Consider the following 18,661-nt stretch of genomic DNA (forward strand, 5'->3'; position numbering starts at 1 on the left):
ATGGCTAATCTTCGGGCGGAACGTGTGGGAGAGCAGATTAAAAAGGAACTGGCTGATATCTTTACCCGCGAAATGAAAGACCCTCGTATCCAGTTTGTCACGGTAACCGATGTGGAGGTTACTGGTGATTTACAGCAGGCCAATGTTTTTGTGACGATCTTAGGAGAAGAAGAAGACAGAAAGGAAACATTTGCAGCACTGGAAAAAGCACGTGGATTTATCCGGAAGGAGATCGGTAACCGGGTGCAGTTGAGGAAAACCCCGGAAATCTTTTTCCACTTTGATCAGTCTATCGAATATGGCAATCGCATTGAAACGCTTTTAAAAGAAATTAATAATGAAGACTAACCGGATGAATAACAGCTCAGAACCAGGTACTGTCTCTAGGGACAGGGTGCAGACATGAAATGCAGTATGCCGCCCGGAAGGCCGGAGACTAAATTTCGCTGCAACCCTCTTTAGAGACAGCTTTTTTTATCCTGTTATGTCTATTGCAGGTGATTACATATGGAATCAGGAATTATCCCACTCTATAAACAAAAAGGCATGACGTCTCATGACTGTGTGGTTAAGATCAGAAAGTTGTTTAAAACAAAAAAGGTCGGTCATACAGGAACACTTGATCCAGATGTGGAAGGTGTTCTCCCTATTTGTATTGGACGAGCTACTAAAATTGCCGAATATATTACGGACCTCCCAAAACAATATGAAGCAGAAATCACACTTGGCTATGCAACGACTACTGAGGATGCAAGCGGTGATATAATAGATAAGAAACAAGTCATGCCCTGTCCTGATGAAAATAACATAAAAAAAACACTCCAGTCCTTCCAAGGTAGACAGCAGCAGATTCCACCGCTGTACTCAGCGGTAAAAGTACAAGGGAAAAAGCTATATGAATATGCACGTGCCGGTTTGGAAGTGGAGCGCCCGGTCAAGGACATTGAGATCTATGAGTTGGTTTTTAAGGGAAACACTCTTGTCCAGCATGAGGACACCGTTTCCTTTCGCTTTATCGTGACGTGCAGCAAAGGGACGTATGTACGAACTCTTTGTACGGATATTGGAAGATCATTAGGATTTCCAGCTCACATGTCTGAACTGACACGAACTCGTTCTGGACCATTTACTTGCGAAGAAGCGATCAAATTGGAAGAAATTGAAAATCGGCTTCAAGAAGGGAGCGGCAGCAGTGTTATCTATCCAATGGCAAAAGGCCTAGCGCATCTTCCACGTGTTGAAGTCGATGAACAAACAAAAGCCAAAATACTGAATGGACGTGTGCTTCCTGCAGATAAGCAGATGAAAGAGAAGATGTTTTTATTCGTCTCAGCTGATGAGCTGTTAGCGGTGTATCAGCAGCACCCGACGAAAGAAGGTTTGATTAAGCCAAAAACAATGCTTCGAACGATATAATCTATTAGAAAACGGCAGGTGAACTGAACGGTGGAAACGATCTATCTTCGTCAACAAAGCGATCTTGAAGCGTTATCGATCCCAAACATAGTTCTTGCACTTGGCTACTTTGATGGTGTACACCGTGGCCATCAGAAAGTGATTAGGACTGCGCGTGAGCTGGCTGCCAAAAAAGGAACAGCGGTCGCGGCAATGACCTTTCACCCGCATCCTAAAACAGTATTGTCTCCCCATATTCGAGAAGAGAGTGTACGTTATATTACACCACTTCCCTTAAAAGAACAGCTATTAGAGCAGGAACGGATGGATTACTTGTTTATTGTCCAATTTAATCAGGCATTCGCTACGCTTGAACCACAGGAATTTATTGACGACTATGTGCTTGCTCTCCAGGCAGTTCATGTAGTAGCGGGATTCGATTTTACATATGGGAATCGGGGATCAGGGACGATGGAAACACTTCCATATCATTTGGGAGATCGAGCTGGCAGTACAACTGTAGAGAAAGTGTGTGAAAACGGTAAAAAAATCAGTGCAACCCAAATACGAAGTGACCTGGAATCCGGGCGGGTTCAAGATGCAAACGAGTTGCTCGGGCGCTGCTACACGATTGCAGGAACGGTCGGCGAAGGGGAAAAACGTGGACGAACGATCGGGTTCCCAACGGCAAATATTTATGCAGACCCCCTGTATTTACTGCCAGCTTCTGGTGTCTACGCTGTGCAAATGAAAGTGAAAGGGAAGTGGCATGATGGTGTCGCCAACATTGGCTATAAGCCTACTTTCCATGAAGACAAGACCGAAGAACCTGCGGTAGAAGTCCATCTGTTTGATTTTGAGGACGATATATACGGAGAGCCTGCCACTGTTCAGTGGCATCACTTTATTCGCGGCGAAAAAAAATTCTCTTCTGCTGAAGAATTAATAAAGCAAATAAATAAAGATAAAGAAACAGCATATCGCTTGTTAAAAAGCGGACAAATATGAGTCTGAACGTATAATTGCTTGCAATTTTGGTAAAAAAAAGGTATTCTAGTCACTGTACCAAGCAAAAGCCCATTGCTTGGCCAGCACGTTCCTCCGGCGGCTGGCTAGGGAATCGGCGTTAAAAATAAGAGGAGGTGCCTTTGATGGCATTAACATTGGAAAGAAAAAAACAAATCGTTGATGAGTACAAGACTCACGACAAGGATACAGGTTCTCCTGAGGTGCAAATCGCGATCCTCACTGAACAGATTAACACACTGAATGAACATTTGCGTGATCATAAAAAAGATCACCATTCTCGTCGCGGGCTCTTAAAAATGGTTGGTAAGCGTCGTAACTTGCTGACTTATTTGCGTAATAAAGACGTTACCCGTTACCGTGATCTTATTCAAAAGCTCGGGTTGCGCCGATAAATAAAAATGCCGATGGAGTGTCGGCACATACAAGGAAAAGCGGGAGGGATCCCGCTTTTTGTTGTATGAGAATGAAACATGACATTTCTAATAGTAAAAAGACAAATGGAAACACTAAAATAAAACAAATGAAGAATAACAGGAGGAAATCCTTTGAATATGGAACAACATACGCAAACTTTTACGTTTGATTGGGCTGGAAGAGAGCTCACAATTGAAACAGGCCAACTTGCAAAACAGGCAAACGGCTCCGTCCTTGTAAGATATGGTGATACGGCTGTATTGTCAACAGCAACAGCCTCAAGAGAAGCAAAAGATCTGCCTTTTTTTCCTCTTACCGTGAATTATGAGGAACGATTATATGCAGCAGGTAAAATACCAGGCGGGTTTATCAAAAGAGAGGGTCGTCCAAGTGAAACGGCTGTCTTGACAAGTCGTTTAATTGACCGCCCGATCCGACCACTGTTCCCAGACGGCTTCAGGAATGAGGTGCAAGTGATCAGCATGGTGATGAGTGTTGATCAAGACTGCTCATCAGAAATGGCGGCGATGCTCGGTTCATCTCTCGCCCTTTCGCTGTCTGACATCCCATTTGCCGGCCCGATAGCTGGTGTGAATGTAGGGAGAGTAGACGGAGAATTCATTATTAATCCTACTTCCGAACAACAGGATAAAAGTGACATTGAATTAACAGTTGCTGGTACGAAAGATGCTATTAATATGGTGGAAGCTGGTGCTGAAGAAGTGCCTGAAGATGTGATGCTTGCCGCTATTATGTTTGGACATGACGAAATCAAACGATTAGTTGCTTTTCAAGAGAAAATCGTAGATGAAGCCGGAATAAAAGAAAAAATGGAAATTGAGCTGAAACTACCAAGTGCAGAACTAGATGAACAAGTTCGGGAATTGGGTGGCGCTCGTTTAAAAGAGGCTCTGCAAGTAACGGAGAAAAAAGCCCGTGAAGCAGCGATTGATGATGTGAAAACAGCTGTTACAGAAAAGTTTACCGAAGAAGAACAAGAAGAAGTGAAGGAAATATTGCAAAACGTCTTGAAAGAAGAGACACGGAAACTGATTACGAAGGAAAAACGGCGACCAGATGGACGGCATCCTGATGCGATCCGTGATCTTGCTTCTCAAGTCAAGCTTCTTCCACGCACACATGGATCAGGATTGTTTACTCGCGGTCAGACTCAAGTACTTAGTGTTTGTACACTTGGAGCTTTAGGTGATGTGCAAATTATCGATGGTCTTGGAATGGAAGAGTCTAAGCGTTTTATGCATCATTATAACTTCCCTTCTTTTAGTGTCGGGGAAACCGGCCCGATGCGCGGACCTGGCCGCCGTGAGATTGGACATGGTGCATTAGGAGAAAGAGCACTGGAGCCGGTTATCCCAGAAGAAAAAGACTTCCCATACACCATTCGTCTCGTCTCCGAAGTTCTGGAGTCAAACGGTTCTAGTTCACAAGCGAGCATTTGTGCAAGCATTCTTGCAATGATGGACGCAGGTGTTCCGATTAAAGCACCGGTAGCAGGTATTGCTATGGGGCTTGTTAAGGAAGACGAAGATGTGACGGTATTAACAGATATTCAAGGAATGGAAGATGCACTTGGTGACATGGACTTTAAAGTCGCAGGAACCGCTAAAGGGGTCACAGCGCTGCAAATGGACATTAAAATTGCAGGAATTGACCGTGAGATCCTTGAACACGCCTTAGAAAAAGCTCGTGCTGCCCGTATGAAGGTGCTGGATAATATGCTGACAGCTATCAGCGAATTCCGAAGTGAGCTTTCCGAGTATGCACCAAAAATTCTAACCATGAAAATTGATCCTGATAAGATCCGTGACGTAATTGGGCCGAGCGGCAAAGTTATTAACCAAATTATTGAAGACACTGGCGTCAAAATTGATATAGAGCAAGATGGCACGATCTATATCTCTTCTACGGATGCCGATGCGAATAAAAACGCTCAAAAAATAATTGAAGATCTCGTCCGTGAAGTAAAAGTTGGCGAGACCTATCTCGGAAAAGTGAAACGTATCGAGAAATTCGGTGCTTTCGTAGAGATTTTTAAAGGTAAGGATGGATTGGTCCATATTTCACAGCTAGCTGAAGAACGGGTCAATAAAGTGGAGGATGTCGTCAGTATCGGTGATGAGATCATGGTAAAAGTAACAGAGATTGATAAGCAAGGAAGAGTAAATTTATCTCGGAAAGTACTGCTTAAAGAACAAAACGAAAACGAAAACGAATCTAGATAAAGATATACACTATCCTTGAAAAGATGCTTGGCTGCGGCCAAGTTCTTTTTGCTTCCATTCTATCAACTGCAAATATGTTCTTCATTCTTTCCTGTTCGCATATAGTAAGGACAGGAGGGAATGACATGAAAAAACAATTATTCGCATTAACGATATTTGTTCTGATCTTGGTTCTTGTATCCCAAAATAGAGCAACTTTTGATTCTGACCCCTACATACATGGCCAAACAGCAGCAACGGCCCCGGTTGATTCCGAGAAATCCTCATTATACGATCAGTTGGAACAAGCTGCGGAAACATTTAATGAACCGCCAATAGATGCTGTTGTTGATAAGGTTTGGAAAGCGATTCCAGGTTATAACGGCAAAGTAGTAGATATGAAAGCCTCTTATGAAGCGATGGAGAAATCAAGGGAATTTGACAAAAATAAATTAATTTTTAAGGAAATTCCACCAGAAGTTCATCTGAAAGATTTACCGCCGGCGCCTCTTTATAAAGGCAATCCGGCAAAGCCAATGGCATCCTTTTTAATTAACGTCTCATGGGGAGAAGAGCATCTCCCTAAAATGTTAAAAATATTACGTGAAGAGAAAGTAAAAGCAACTTTTTTCTTGGAAGGGAAATGGGTACAGAAAAATCCGAAACTAGCGAATATGATATTGGAAGAAGGGCATGAGGTTGGCAATCATGCGTACTCCCACCCGGACATGAGCACTATCTCAAAAGGACGGATAACACAGGAAATCAAGCAGACAAATGAAACGATTGAAGCGGTATTGTCTGTAAAACCAACCTTGTTCGCACCGCCTTCCGGAAGTTATAATGAAGAAGTTGTGCGGATTGCTGATCGTATGAATATGACTACCATTTTATGGACGATCGATACGATTGACTGGAAAGACCCTGATCCCTACCAAATGGCTGATAGAACAGCATCAAAAGTGGAAAACGGTTCTCTCATACTGATGCACCCAACAGATTCCGCTGTAACTGGGCTTAAATCGATGATCCAGCAAATAAAAGAAAAAAATATCCAATTAAATACCGTCAGCCGTTTACTTGATGAATCCCGTTTAGATTAAGGAGGCTGCCGTCATCTAGAAGGAGGTACTGCAATTTGGTACAAACAATGACTTTAAATAACGGGGTGCGCATCGTGACGGAGCCAATACCTTACGTGCGCTCCCTTTCTATGGGAATTTGGGTTGCATCCGGTTCCCGTTTTGAAGCACAGCATAGAAATGGTATTTCTCATTTTCTTGAACATATGTTTTTCAAAGGAACAACGACACGTTCCCCTTCTGACATAGCTGAAAGCTTTGACAAAATTGGTGGGCAGGTGAATGCTTTTACTTCTAAAGAGTATACGTGTTTTTATGCGAAGGTATTGGACCAGCACGCTGATATTGCGTTAGATGTATTGACGGATATGTTCTTTCATTCTACTTTTGACCCGGAAGAACTAGAGAAGGAACGAAACGTAATTTTTGAAGAAATTAAAATGGTAGAGGATACGCCCGATGATATTATCCACGACATTTTAGGAGAGGCTTATTTTGGAAATCATCCATTAGGAAATCCGATACTCGGCACGGAAGAAACGGTAACCTCTTTTGAGCAGCAGCACCTCATTGATCATATGGAAGAGTTTTATACCGGGGAGAATGTGGTCATCTCGATCGCTGGAAATATCCCTGACCATTTAATAAGGGAATTAGAAAAAAAGTTTAGCGGACTGCCGGCTGCTAATACAGAGGCTGCAATAGTAAAACCGGCTTTTCATACAAACAAAATTACCCGCCAAAAAGATACAGAACAAGCCCATCTCTGTATCGGTTATCCGGGGCTTGCCGCTGGCGATGAACGCATGTATGCTCTTATTCTCTTAAATAATATTCTTGGCGGGAGTATGAGCAGTCGTTTGTTTCAGGAAATTAGAGAAAAAAGAGGACTTGCGTATTCTGTCTTTTCCTATCATTCTTCCTTTAAAGATAATGGGATGCTTACGATCTACGGCGGGACAGGAATGGATCAGCTCGATCAATTGTTTGATGCCACGATGGCATGCATCAATACTCTACGCAAACACGGCCTGACAGAAAAAGAGTTAAAGAATGGTAAAGAACAATTAAAGGGTAATTTAGTACTCAGTCTGGAAAGTACGAACAGTCGGATGAACCGAAACGGCCGACATGAGTTGATGTTTGGCTGCCACCGCTCGTTGGACAAAGTGATGGCCGCAATTGACCGAGTAAGTTTCGGTGATATCAATGACGTAGCTGAAGAAGTGTTTCGGCGTGATTTTGCTCTTGCACTGGTAAGCCGCGACGGCAAGTTGCCATCGTCTCTTTAAAACTATTCCACCGAAGGGAGTACGGTGACTCATGCGTATCCGTGACATCAGCCATAAAGAAGTGATTGATGCTCGTGCTGGTCAGAAGTTGGGAGCCCCGGGAGCAATTGATCTCATTATTGATGAGACAACTGGAAAAATTGAGGCACTTGTTCTGCCTGCTGCCCCTAGTCTCCCTTTTCGTAAAAAGGCAAAAGAATGGGTCATCCCATGGGAAAGCATCCAAAGAATTGGTGAAGACTTTATCATAATCGATCCGCATCATGTTACGAACTAACATCCATCTGTCTTCCTCATAGATAACTGTTTCAATAAACTTAAAGCTTGCGCAAAGCTTTGAGCATTTGTTGAAACAGTTTTTTTGTGCTTTTGTTTCGTTTATTTTCGAATTTTTTATTGTTTTCTAGACCTATGAACAGAACGTTCAAATGATGGCATTGAGCATAAAAACACTACTTGCAATTACTGCTGCCTAACTTTTTTTTAATAACCTTTCACTATCTTTTTAAGAACTCATAAAGTATTAAAGGTGGACCGTTGGGTGAAGGGGAGGAAATAACATGGATAAGAAAGCAGTAATTATTGGAGGAGATGCTCGTCAGGTTGAAATTGCGCTAAGTTTGCGGGAAGCAGGTGTAACTGTATTTCTAATTGGATTCGACCGCTGGAATCGGGAAGAAGCTGGGATCGTGAAGGTCTCTGGAAATGGAGATGTACCTTGGTCTCAAATTGACGCGATCTTACTCCCTGTCAGCGGGTTGAAAAAAGGGAATACAGTGGAAGCGCAGTTTTCGTCCATGGAAATTGTGTTGGAAGAAGCCTGGGTGCAACAGACCAAGGAAAGTTGTTTATTAATGACGGGAATTCAAACAGAGCAGCTTGAAAAGGTAACAGTGGAATGGAAGCGTCGTTGGATAAAACTGCTCGAACGTGATGATGTCGCCATCTATAATTCGGTGCCGTCAGCGGAGGGAACGTTATTAATGGCCCTCCGTGAAACGAACATTACTATTCATAGATCTAATACGGTTGTCTTAGGTTTAGGACGCACGGGCCTGACAATTGCCCACACATTTTCAGCGCTTGGTGCATATGTAAAAGTAGGCACAGCGGTACCTGCAGAAAAGGCAAGAGCCCAAGCGCTAGGAATGGAAACATTTGATCTTGGGGAACTAAACTCGATTATTGAATCAGCAGATATATGTATTAATACGATTCCGGCACCTGTTTTAAAAGAAGAGACTATTGTTCAAATGCCGTCTCATTGTCTCATTATTGACGTTGCTTCCTATCCCGGAGGAACAGATTTTAAGTATGCAAAACAAAGAGGCATTAAAGCGCTGCTCGCTCCGGGACTGCCAGGAGCTGTTGCTCCAAAAACAGCCGGTCAAATATTGGCTAATGTAATTACACAGCTGCTCGCGGAACAGGGAACAACAAAGGAGGATGGAAATGCCGTTTCATAATAAAAGAATTGGCTTTGGTGTTACAGGATCTCATTGCACGCTGGAAGAAGCAATCCCTTACATGAAAGAACTGCGTGATAAAGGGGCGGATGTCTACCCCTTTATCACACCAACAGTATTAAAAACGGATACCAAATTTGGGGCAGCCGAAAAATGGCTGAATGCAATTCAGAAGGCATCAGGAAAAGAAGACGTTATTGATTCTATCGTCAAAGCAGAACCATTTGGACCGAAAATACCACTCGATGCGATGGTAATCGCACCGATGACAGGAAATTCAATTAGCAGATTCGCAAATGCTATTACCGATTCACCAGTGCTTATGGCAGCGAAAGCAACCCTTCGTAACAGCAACCCGGTCGTATTAGCTATTTCTACAAATGACGCCCTTGGTTTGAATGGCTCAAATATTATGAAACTGATGGGCGCCAAAAACATTTATTTTGTCCCTTTTGGCCAAGATAATCCGGACAAAAAGCCAACGTCATTAGTAGCAAGAATGGAAGCAATTGCGCCGACTTTGGAAGAAGCACTGTCTGGACGCCAGTATCAGCCTGTAATAGTAGAAAAGTATAAAGATTAGCCGCTCTTTCCTGTTGCTAATTATGCTAGCATCTTTTATGGTAAACTAGATAAAGAAAAAATAGCAGCTTCCTTTACTCTTATGCAAAAGCTAGAATTGGAAGTAAATGAAAAGTTGGAAGGAGCATTTTTGAAATGGCTAATCAAACAGGATATTCAGTTGCCGTATTAGGTGCGACTGGAGCAGTAGGTCAACAAATTTTGAAAACACTGGAAAAGAGAGATTTTCCTATTAAGGAATTAAAACTATTATCCTCAAAACGTTCTGCCGGAAAAAAGCTGTCTTTTAAAGGTAAAGATTATATTGTAGAAGAAGCTAAACCTGAATCATTTGAAGGGATTGACATCGGCCTCTTCTCGGCAGGCGGCTCTATCTCTAAGCAGCTTGCTCCTGAAGCGGTTAAAAGAGGAACGGTTGTCATTGACAATACGAGTGCATACCGTATGGATGACAATGTTCCGCTCGTTGTCCCTGAAGTAAATGAAGCAGCACTTGAAAAGCACAACGGCATTATCGCAAATCCTAACTGTTCGACGATCCAAATGGTCGTTGCCCTTGCACCACTGCGTGATAAATATGGCCTGAAAAAAGTAATTGTTTCAACGTATCAAGCGGTTTCTGGTGCAGGACTTTCTGCAGTTGATGAAATGAAAGAGCAGACACAAGCCGTGTTGAATGGGCAAGAGGCAAAACCAGCCATCCTTCCTGTTGGAAGTGAAAAAAAACATTACCAGATTGCTTTTAATGCAATCCCGCAAATCGATACGTTTGAAGATAATGGGTATACATTCGAGGAAATGAAAATGATCAATGAAACGAAAAAGATCATGAATGAGGAAGATCTTGCCGTGGCGGCCACTTGTGTTCGTCTTCCGGTGGAGACTGGCCATTCTGAGTCTGTTTATATTGAAGTAGAAAAGGGAAATCCGGATGTGGAAGACATTAAACGTACGCTTGCCGAAGGGCAGGGTATTACGTTAAAAGATAATCCATCCGAACAGGAATATCCAATGGCTGTGGACAGCGTAGGGCTTCCTGATGTGTTTGTAGGACGAATCCGCCGTGATTTAGATAATAACAGTGCCTATCATATGTGGGTTGTTTCAGATAACTTACTCAAAGGAGCGGCTTATAATACTGTACAAATAGCCGAAAGTGTTGTTCGTCTTCATCTACTAAAAAAATAAGGTCGCGGGGTGGGATATGAACGTCGTTGTCCAAAAATTCGGAGGTACATCTGTTCGTAATGAGGAAATGAGACGTGCCGCAGCGCATCATGTCGAGCATGAAGTGAAGCAGGGCAGGAAAGTAGTTGCTGTCGTTTCTGCAATGGGCAGAAAGGGTGATCCTTATGCAACGGATACGCTCTTAAGCCTCCTCGATAACAATTACCACCACGCTCGACGAGAATCCGATCTGCTTATTTCCTGCGGAGAAATCATATCGGCCGTTGTATTGACAGACTTGCTGCGTTCGTCTGGTATTAAGGTGCAGGCGATGACTGGTGCACAGGCAGGCATTCGCACCAATGATGCTTTTGGGGAAGCCCGTATCATGAACATGGAATGCCAAGGATTACAGAAAGCACTGGAAAATACGGATGTCGTCGTTGTTGCCGGTTTTCAAGGCTCTACTTCTCAAGGTGACATTACGACACTGGGGCGGGGCGGCAGTGATACTACGGCCGCTGCTCTCGCCGCAGCACTTGAAGCAGACCGAGTTGAAATATTTACAGATGTAGAAGGGATTATGACAGCAGACCCACGTATTGTTGAAAAAGCTGCCATGATCCAATCGGTAACGTATGAAGAAATCTGTAATCTTGCCAATCAAGGTGCTAAAGTAATCCATCCGAGGGCCGTAGAAATAGCGATGCAAGCAAAGATTCCAATGCGGATAAGGTCTACCTTGTCGGAAAACAAAGGAACGTTGGTTGCAGCAGGTGTATCGTATAATAATCGTCTTGTCACCAGTATTGCCCATCTTTCGGGGATTACTCAGATTACAGTGAAAAGTGAAGAAAATCTGAATGTATCGGCAGATGTTTTTGAGAGTATGACAGAAGCAGATATTTCTGTTGATTTCATTAATATTCAACCGTCGTCCGTGATTTACACAGTTCCAGATGCACGGAAAGATGAAGCAGTGAAGCTTCTTCAAGATAAAGGTTATGAGCCCCATTGTCTTCCTGGATGTGCCAAGGTATCAGCTGTTGGAGCTGGTATGACAGGAGTGCCCGGTGTTGCATCTAAGATAGTCGCTGCTTTGACAGAGGAAAACATTCAAATTTATCAGTCAGCCGACTCTCATACAACGATTTGGGTATTAGTAAGGGGAGAAGACATGGAAAAAGCGGTCTGCGCTTTGCACAACGTCTTCCAATTAGATAACGCCCAATAATACTGCCAACAGCTTTCAGAGAGTCATTATACTGACTGAGACAGCTTCCCGCTATGGAAAGCGGACAACAAGAAAGGGGCGGGATGTAATTGGATTTCGGTCGCTTGCTAACCGCAATGGTCACCCCTTTTAATGAAAAGGGTGAAGTGGACCTTCCGGCTTTAGAGCCGCTTATTGAACATTTATTATCAACTGGAACGGAGGGGATTGTTGCCGGAGGGACTACCGGTGAATCCCCGACTTTAAGCACGGAGGAGAAAATGTCACTGTTTAAAAGGGTAAAAGAAATTACTGGGTCGCGTGCGCAGGTAATTGCCGGTACCGGGACGAATGACACCGCCTACTCCGTTTTCTTAACGGAAAAAGCTGCTTCTCTCGGCGTGGATGGCATTATGGCGGTAACGCCTTATTATAATAAACCGAATCAAAAGGGCATGTACCACCATTTCAAAAGCATTGCGGAGGCCTGTACACTTCCGCTTATGATTTACAATATACCGGGCAGGTGTATCGTCAACTTAGAGGCAGACACACTTATCCAATTAACTAAAATACCAAATATAACAGCAGTGAAAGAATCGAGTGGTGACCTGGAGCAGGTAGCGGCTGTAGTAGAAAACAGTCCTGATGAATTTCACGTATACAGCGGGGATGACTCGCTGACAATACCGCTTATGTCGGTGGGTGGTACCGGTGTTGTATCTGTTGCTTCTCATTTAATCGGCAACGAAATGAGACAGATGATTGATCATTTTGTTCATGGAAATGTCCAAGCGGCTTCACAGGCGCATAGACAGTTGCTGCCGAAAATGAATGCCTGTTTTTCCGCTCCGAACCCTGTTCCATTAAAAGCATTGCTTGCTCGTCTCGGCTTAATTGCGAACTGTACGAGATCACCGCTCCTGCCTTTAAGCGATTCGGAAACAAAAGAATTAGCTGATACATTTCACCTGGCCTAAAGCCAGGTCTTTTTACTATGTTTGAATTCAAAAAACGACAATCTTACCTGCGACAAAAAATAATAAAGGCTGTTTGGCAAGCGCAAGAAATGCGTCTGGGTTTTTCTAGGTGTATATGTAAAATATTACTCGATAACTTCAAAAGAAAACTGATAGTTGTGGACTGAAAAGAGCGTCGGGCGGCGACTCCAGAGGGAAAAGCAACAGCTGAAGATCCCGCAGTGAGCGGTTTTTGCTCACGAGGAAGCTGAAGCGTTGCCCGCGGAAAGCGTCCGCCCAGAGCGATTGGAAGTTGGTTGTAGATGTGTAAAAACAAAGTGTTGAAAGCATTGTTCTCATAACCATTTAGAGAAAAACTTGATGCACACTTTCTGGGTAATTTACTTGTATTTTCAAATTAGGTTGCGTTATACTTACGTGAAGTGATCTGTTCGGGTGCGAAATCGTTAATAAAATCGGGGTACAGTTTAAACAGAAGTTGACGTTAACGTATTATCACACATAAAAATCAAATACTAGGAGGAAGACACGTTGTCAAAAGATTCTTTAGATAACATACGTGTTTTTGCGCTGGGCGGAGTCGGAGAAGTCGGCAAAAACATGTACATCGTTGAAACGGACAAAGATATGATTATGGTAGATGCAGGATTGATGTTTCCAGAGGATGACATGCTTGGTGTCGATATTGTGATTCCGGATATTTCTTATGTCGTCCAGAATAAAGACCGGTTTCGCGCGATCGTTCTGACTCATGGCCATGAGGATCACATCGGGGCGCTGCCATATATATTAAGAAAAGTAAACGTACCGGTATACGGCACAGAATTAACATTAGGACTTGTGGAAGATCACTTGAAAGAAAAAGGGCTGCAAAAAAAATCAGACCTTCGCGTCGTGGATCACAACAGCCGTATCACAATTGGTCAGCTCCCTGTGAGTTTTTTTCATGTCAACCATAGTATTCCCGATTCAGTTGGAATTGTTATCCACACACCGCAGGGGCTGATTGTCTATACTGGTGACTTTAAATTTGATCAAACACCAGTAGACGGCCGCTTCACGGATGTCGACAAGCTGGCTGAACTAGGAAAAGAAGGGGTACTTTGCTTGCTGTCCGACAGCACGAATGCGGAACGCCCTGGCACTACATTGTCAGAAACAGCAACCGGGCAAGGAATTAAAGATGTTTTCCAAGAAGCGGAAGGTCGAATTATTGTTACAACTTTTGCTTCGAATGTCCATCGTATTCAACAAGTCATTGATGCTTCCCAAAAGCAAGGCCGCAAAATTGCGATTGCCGGTCGAAGCATGAGTAAAGTAATTGATATTGCCCGTCGAATCGGCCATTTAAACTATCCTGATGACTTATTTATTGATACTGATAAAGTGAATGATTTTGAATCAGAGAAGGTGACGATTTTATGTACAGGCAGTCAAGGGGAGCCGATGTCGGCACTTGCAAGAATGGCGAAAGGAGCTCACCGTCAGATTACGATTGAAAAAGGTGATACCGTCATTATTGCCGCTAACCCGATTCCAGGAAATGAAAAATCGATCTCACGGATTATTGATTTTCTTTATAGAATTGGGGCAGAGGTTGTGTATGGCCACAGAAATGTGCACGCTTCCGGACACGCTAGTCAGGAAGAACTCATGCTCATGCTGAACATTCTGCAACCGCAATATTTCATTCCGGTCCATGGGGAGTTTCGAATGCAACATGCTCATGGAGAATTGGCGGAAACAACTGGAGTTTCCCGTGAACACATTTTTCTGATTGAGAAAGGCGAATGTGTGGAATTTACGAATGGTGAAGCGAGAAAAGGCGGTAAAGTACCTTCTGGCAATGTATTGATAGACGGTCTTGGAGTAGGCGATGTTGGTAATATTGTCTTGCGCGACCGCCGTTTGTTAGCAGAAGATGGGATCCTTGTCGTTGTTGTGACGTTGAGCAAAAAAACAAAAGGGATCGCTTCCGGTCCGGATATTATTTCAAGAGGTTTTGTGTATGTGCGGGAATCGGAAGAACTGCTTCAAGAAGCGAATAAAAAGGTGTCCGCTACCTTGGAGAAATGCATGAATGAAAATATCAAAGAATGGTCTGCGTTGAAAAGTAATATTCGTGATGTTTTGAGCCGCTATCTATACGAAAAAACGAAGCGCCGTCCGATGATCTTACCAATAATCATGGAAGTATAGCTTTCATTCAGAAGCTGTCTCACAAAGGAATATATTCCTTTTTGTGAGGCAGCTTTTATTAATCTGCATGATAAACCAGGTAATTGTCATACTAAGAAATAATGACGAATAAGGAGGTTTAACAATGGCAGAGTATGAAAATCCCTCGTCTTCCCAACCGACATCAAATTCGGAACAACCGGCTCAAAATCCAGACAGCAATAATAAATCGGATATCGTACAGAAGATCCAGGAACTAGGACAGACGAATGTAGCAGAGATGGAAAACACCAATATCCATTCCATCACAATTGTCGGCCAAATTGAGGGGCACATGCAGCTTCCGCCTCAAAATAAGACAACAAAATATGAACATATTATCCCCCAACTGGTGGCAGCTGAACAAAATCCTAAAATTGAAGGGTTGCTCCTTACTCTCAATACAGTAGGCGGCGATGTAGAAGCAGGGCTTGCGATGGCAGAAATGATCGCGAGCATGAGCAAGCCAACCGTTGCCTTAGTTCTAGGCGGCGGTCATTCAATCGGTGTCCCGATGGCAGTAGCCGCAGATTATTCGCTTATCGCGGAAACCGCAACAATGACAATTCATCCAATTCGCTTAACAGGGCTTGTTATCGGGGTGCCCCAAACGTTTGAATACTTGGACAAAATGCAGGAAAGGGTCATTAAGTTTGTAACGCGGCATTCGAATATTGAAGAAGAGAAATTTAAAGATTTAATGTTTGCGAAAGGCAATTTAACGCGTGATATTGGTACAAATGTGATCGGCACTGATGCGGTTGAATTTGGTTTGATTGAAGAAGTAGGCGGGATTGGTCGCGCCCTCCAGAAACTGAACAGTCTTATTGAAGAACAGAAGCAGCAGAATGGGGAGATGCTACAATGATTATTTACACACCGCTTGCGATGGAAGATGTATTTCCTTGCGATGAAACAGAATGGAAAAATCGAAAAGAAGTGGCTATTAAAAATGGTACGATAACAATTAGGAGAGCATCGGAAGACGCCTGGGAAGTGTGCGCACTTCAGAGCTCCGATCCACAAGATTATTTACGGGCCGAATATCAGCCAGGAGCTGAATGGAAGAATCCGTAATATTTAGGTTTTGGGAGGAAACAAAGTAAATTTGTGCTATACTAATAGAGTGGAAGGCTGTCTCGTTCGATACAGAGAGACAGCCTGCTTTGTGCTTACATAACAAAGTGAAAGGTCAAGAGGAACGAGGTGATGGAATGGCAAAAAAGTCCAAAAAACGTAAAAAACGTTCAGACAAAAAATGGCAGGAACAAATGAAATATGAATTAACCGGACTTTTTTTATTCACAATCGGAATTCTTGCTCTTTTTCATTTAGGACGAGCCGGGGAAGTGACGCTTGCGCTCTTTCGTCTGTTTGCTGGAGAGTGGTATCCGGTATTAACGCTTGGAATGCTCGTAATAGCAGCATATTTTATTATTTATCGAAAAATGCCTGTCCTCATTGGCAAACGTCTTACTGGCTTCTATCTGGCAGTGTTGACATTATTGTTAATGAGCCATGTGCAAATGTTTGAAAATCTGGCTGCACAAGGTAAATATGAAGAGACCTCCGCACTTGTCACGACATGGGAGCTGTTTATACTTGACCCATTTGATCAAGGGGCAGTAGATGATCTTGGCGGCGGGCTGGCAGGGGCACTCTTGTTCGTGTTAACCCGCTTCTTGTTTGACGCTGGAGGCACGCGTGTTATAGCTGTTTTATTATTCTTGCTTTCATTTTTACTAATTACAGGACTTTCTATACAAGATATGGTTCAGTACTTGTCAAAGAAGGCCGGCCCTTCGCTAAAAACCGGATTCATGAACCTGCGAAAAAAAATAAAAGAGCAAAAAGAAGCATGGCTTAGTAAACGTAAAGAGGAAAAAGAAAAAGCTGTTCGGCAGTCTGCTGTTCCGCATTCAAAAACCAATTCTATACCAGAAGAGTCACCGAAGCAAAAAGAAGAAGAACCTCCTGAGCCGGTTATTTATAACTTTGCTGAACAAGCAATTCAGGCCCCTCAGCCCCAACAACCACAGCCTGATCGTGGTGGATCAACCGTTGCAGAAGAGGATATTCCTGAGGTTGAAGCGGCTTTTATGGCGAATGAAACAGAAAACAAGGACTATCAACTCCCATCTCTTACGTTGTTGGGCTCTCCAAAGTACAACAGCCAAAGTCAGGAACGGGGATTAATCTCTTCTAATGCGCGTAAACTAGAAGAAACATTAAACAGTTTTGGTGTGAAAGCACGTGTGAATGAAGTGCATTTAGGACCGGCAGTTACGAAGTACGAGGTACAGCCGGATACTGGTGTTAAAGTAAGTAAAATTGTCAACCTTGCCGATGATCTAGCCCTTGCATTGGCAGCCAAAGGGATCCGTATCGAAGCACCAATACCAGGAAAAGCCGCGATCGGCATTGAAGTTCCGAACCAAGAAGTAGCAATGGTTACGCTCAAGGAGGTGCTCGAAGCAGGTTCGCAAGTAGATGATCATGTGCTTTCTGTCGCGCTAGGACGGGATATTTCGGGGGAACCGGTCCTTGCTTCGTTGCACAAAATGCCGCACCTACTTGTCGCTGGTGCAACCGGAAGCGGGAAAAGTGTTTGTATTAATGGAATTATTACGAGCATTTTAATGAAGGCAAGGCCCCATGAGGTGAAATTGATGATGATTGATCCGAAAATGGTGGAACTGAATGTATATAATGGCATTCCTCATCTGCTGGCTCCAGTTGTAACAGAACCAAAACGGGCAGCACAAGCATTGAAAAAAGTAGTCGCAGAGATGGAAAGACGGTATGATCTTTTTTCACATGCCGGCGTCCGTAACATTGAGGGCTATAATGAATCGATTAACAAGCAAAATAAGCAGTCGGATTCTAAACAGCCGGCATTGCCTTATATTGTAGTGATTGTTGACGAGCTTGCTGATTTAATGATGGTTGCTTCCGGGGAAGTGGAGGATGCGATAACGAGATTGGCGCAGATGGCACGGGCCGCCGGTATTCATATGATCATCGCAACCCAGCGTCCGTCTGTCGATGTGATCACCGGTGTCATCAAAGCGAATATTCCTTCCCGGATTGCTTTTGGCGTTTCGAGCCAGACGGACTCACGTACCATTTTGGATGCAGCCGGTGCAGAGAAATTGTTAGGAAAAGGGGATATGTTGTTCCATCCGGTTGGCGCCAATAAAACGACCCGTATTCAAGGAGCGTTTGTTTCTGATGAAGAAGTCGAGCAGGTTGTAGAGGCTGTTGTCTCGCAGCAGAAGGCGCATTACCAGGAAGAAATGATTCCAGATGAAAAACCGGAAATTACGGAAAAAGTACAAGATGAACTATACGAGGATGCGGTCCAGCTGGTTTTACACATGCAAAGTGCTTCCGTATCCATGCTGCAGCGCCGTTTTCGAATCGGCTATACACGGGCTGCTCGCCTAATTGATGAAATGGAGCTGCGCGGTATCGTTGGTCCATATGAGGGGAGCAAGCCAAGAGAAGTGTTAATAAGCGAGCATCCTGAACAACAGGAAAGGGAACTGAACTCCCAATAAAGAGAAAATAAGAGTTACTAGTATATAAAGGAGGTTTACTGG

At 43.5% G+C, this 18,661-nt stretch carries 17 protein-coding genes; all 17 read left to right on the forward strand.

The features are described from left to right. The 17 genes from rbfA to LOR49_RS06100 all read left to right on the forward strand — a co-directional run bounded on the left by rbfA (window position 1) and on the right by LOR49_RS06100 (window position 18,619). The gene (gene rbfA, locus LOR49_RS06020) at window positions 1–348 is read left to right on the forward strand and encodes a 30S ribosome-binding factor RbfA (protein ID WP_240375355.1); all 348 of its coding nucleotides are present in this window, start codon (window positions 1–3) and stop codon (window positions 346–348) included. 159 nt (window positions 349–507) lie between these two features. Continuing rightward, a complete protein-coding gene (gene truB, locus LOR49_RS06025; protein WP_240375356.1) occupies window positions 508–1,416 on the forward strand; it encodes a tRNA pseudouridine(55) synthase TruB in 909 nt (302 codons plus the stop codon). A 30-nt stretch (window positions 1,417–1,446) separates the two neighbouring features. Further along, a complete protein-coding gene (gene ribF / locus LOR49_RS06030; RefSeq protein WP_240375357.1) occupies window positions 1,447–2,403 on the forward strand; it encodes a riboflavin biosynthesis protein RibF in 957 nt (318 codons plus the stop codon). A 143-nt stretch (window positions 2,404–2,546) separates the two neighbouring features. Continuing rightward, window positions 2,547–2,816, forward strand: a complete 270-nt coding sequence (gene rpsO, locus LOR49_RS06035) for a 30S ribosomal protein S15 (RefSeq protein ID WP_240375359.1) — start codon at window positions 2,547–2,549, stop codon at window positions 2,814–2,816. Between the two features lie 159 nt (window positions 2,817–2,975). Next, window positions 2,976–5,081 (forward strand): polyribonucleotide nucleotidyltransferase, encoded by a 2,106-nt coding sequence (locus LOR49_RS06040; protein WP_240375725.1) that lies wholly within the window; start codon window positions 2,976–2,978, stop codon window positions 5,079–5,081. Window positions 5,082–5,206: 125 nt separating this feature from the next. Continuing rightward, window positions 5,207–6,163 carry a polysaccharide deacetylase family protein gene (locus LOR49_RS06045; protein ID WP_240375360.1) on the forward strand — a complete coding sequence of 319 codons (957 nt, stop codon included), beginning with the start codon at window positions 5,207–5,209 and terminating at the stop codon, window positions 6,161–6,163. A 35-nt stretch (window positions 6,164–6,198) separates the two neighbouring features. Then, window positions 6,199–7,434, forward strand: a complete 1,236-nt coding sequence (locus LOR49_RS06050; RefSeq protein WP_240375361.1) for a M16 family metallopeptidase — start codon at window positions 6,199–6,201, stop codon at window positions 7,432–7,434. Between the two features lie 31 nt (window positions 7,435–7,465). After that, on the forward strand, window positions 7,466–7,711 hold the full coding sequence (locus LOR49_RS06055; RefSeq protein ID WP_240375362.1) for a YlmC/YmxH family sporulation protein: 246 nt from the start codon (window positions 7,466–7,468) through the stop codon (window positions 7,709–7,711). A 283-nt stretch (window positions 7,712–7,994) separates the two neighbouring features. Next, window positions 7,995–8,900 (forward strand): dipicolinic acid synthetase subunit A, encoded by a 906-nt coding sequence (gene dpsA / locus LOR49_RS06060; RefSeq protein WP_240375363.1) that lies wholly within the window; start codon window positions 7,995–7,997, stop codon window positions 8,898–8,900. Further along, complete coding sequence (locus LOR49_RS06065) at window positions 8,887–9,483, forward strand: dipicolinate synthase subunit B (RefSeq protein ID WP_240375364.1); 597 nt, start codon at window positions 8,887–8,889, stop codon at window positions 9,481–9,483. The genes dpsA and LOR49_RS06065 overlap by 14 nt, the downstream gene beginning before the upstream one ends. 134 nt (window positions 9,484–9,617) lie before the next feature. Next, complete coding sequence (gene asd / locus LOR49_RS06070) at window positions 9,618–10,670, forward strand: aspartate-semialdehyde dehydrogenase (protein WP_240375365.1); 1,053 nt, start codon at window positions 9,618–9,620, stop codon at window positions 10,668–10,670. Between the two features lie 16 nt (window positions 10,671–10,686). Further along, the gene (gene dapG / locus LOR49_RS06075) at window positions 10,687–11,883 is read left to right on the forward strand and encodes an aspartate kinase (RefSeq protein ID WP_240375366.1); all 1,197 of its coding nucleotides are present in this window, start codon (window positions 10,687–10,689) and stop codon (window positions 11,881–11,883) included. A gap of 89 nt (window positions 11,884–11,972) precedes the next feature. Next, complete coding sequence (dapA, locus tag LOR49_RS06080; protein ID WP_240375367.1) at window positions 11,973–12,842, forward strand: 4-hydroxy-tetrahydrodipicolinate synthase; 870 nt, start codon at window positions 11,973–11,975, stop codon at window positions 12,840–12,842. 531 nt (window positions 12,843–13,373) lie between these two features. Then, window positions 13,374–15,041 (forward strand): ribonuclease J, encoded by a 1,668-nt coding sequence (locus LOR49_RS06085; protein ID WP_240375368.1) that lies wholly within the window; start codon window positions 13,374–13,376, stop codon window positions 15,039–15,041. A gap of 124 nt (window positions 15,042–15,165) precedes the next feature. Beyond that, on the forward strand, window positions 15,166–15,927 hold the full coding sequence (locus LOR49_RS06090) for a ClpP family protease (RefSeq protein WP_240375369.1): 762 nt from the start codon (window positions 15,166–15,168) through the stop codon (window positions 15,925–15,927). After that, window positions 15,924–16,136: a YlzJ-like family protein gene (locus tag LOR49_RS06095; protein ID WP_240375370.1), complete on the forward strand. Its 213-nt coding sequence runs from the start codon at window positions 15,924–15,926 to the stop codon at window positions 16,134–16,136. Before LOR49_RS06090 ends, LOR49_RS06095 begins: the two co-directional genes overlap by 4 nt. Before the next feature lie 137 nt (window positions 16,137–16,273). Beyond that, window positions 16,274–18,619 carry a DNA translocase FtsK gene (locus tag LOR49_RS06100; RefSeq protein ID WP_240375371.1) on the forward strand — a complete coding sequence of 782 codons (2,346 nt, stop codon included), beginning with the start codon at window positions 16,274–16,276 and terminating at the stop codon, window positions 18,617–18,619. The last annotated feature ends 42 nt before the right edge of the window (window positions 18,620–18,661 follow it).

This window comes from Bacillus piscicola (genome assembly GCF_022458745.1).
In the GTDB taxonomy this organism is placed as follows: Bacteria; Bacillota; Bacilli; order Bacillales; family Marinococcaceae; genus Alteribacillus_A; species Alteribacillus_A piscicola.

Coding starts and splice junctions, on each gene's coding strand:
- rbfA (WP_240375355.1), top strand. CDS start 1: ATGGCTAATCTTCGGGCGGAACGTGTGGGAGAGCAGATTAAAAAGGAA.
- truB (WP_240375356.1), top strand. CDS start 508: ATGGAATCAGGAATTATCCCACTCTATAAACAAAAAGGCATGACGTCT.
- rpsO (WP_240375359.1), top strand. CDS start 2,547: ATGGCATTAACATTGGAAAGAAAAAAACAAATCGTTGATGAGTACAAG.
- LOR49_RS06040 (WP_240375725.1), top strand. CDS start 2,976: ATGGAACAACATACGCAAACTTTTACGTTTGATTGGGCTGGAAGAGAG.
- LOR49_RS06045 (WP_240375360.1), top strand. CDS start 5,207: ATGAAAAAACAATTATTCGCATTAACGATATTTGTTCTGATCTTGGTT.
- LOR49_RS06055 (WP_240375362.1), top strand. CDS start 7,466: ATGCGTATCCGTGACATCAGCCATAAAGAAGTGATTGATGCTCGTGCT.
- dpsA (WP_240375363.1), top strand. CDS start 7,995: ATGGATAAGAAAGCAGTAATTATTGGAGGAGATGCTCGTCAGGTTGAA.
- LOR49_RS06065 (WP_240375364.1), top strand. CDS start 8,887: ATGCCGTTTCATAATAAAAGAATTGGCTTTGGTGTTACAGGATCTCAT.
- asd (WP_240375365.1), top strand. CDS start 9,618: ATGGCTAATCAAACAGGATATTCAGTTGCCGTATTAGGTGCGACTGGA.
- dapG (WP_240375366.1), top strand. CDS start 10,687: ATGAACGTCGTTGTCCAAAAATTCGGAGGTACATCTGTTCGTAATGAG.
- LOR49_RS06090 (WP_240375369.1), top strand. CDS start 15,166: ATGGCAGAGTATGAAAATCCCTCGTCTTCCCAACCGACATCAAATTCG.
- LOR49_RS06095 (WP_240375370.1), top strand. CDS start 15,924: ATGATTATTTACACACCGCTTGCGATGGAAGATGTATTTCCTTGCGAT.
- LOR49_RS06100 (WP_240375371.1), top strand. CDS start 16,274: ATGGCAAAAAAGTCCAAAAAACGTAAAAAACGTTCAGACAAAAAATGG.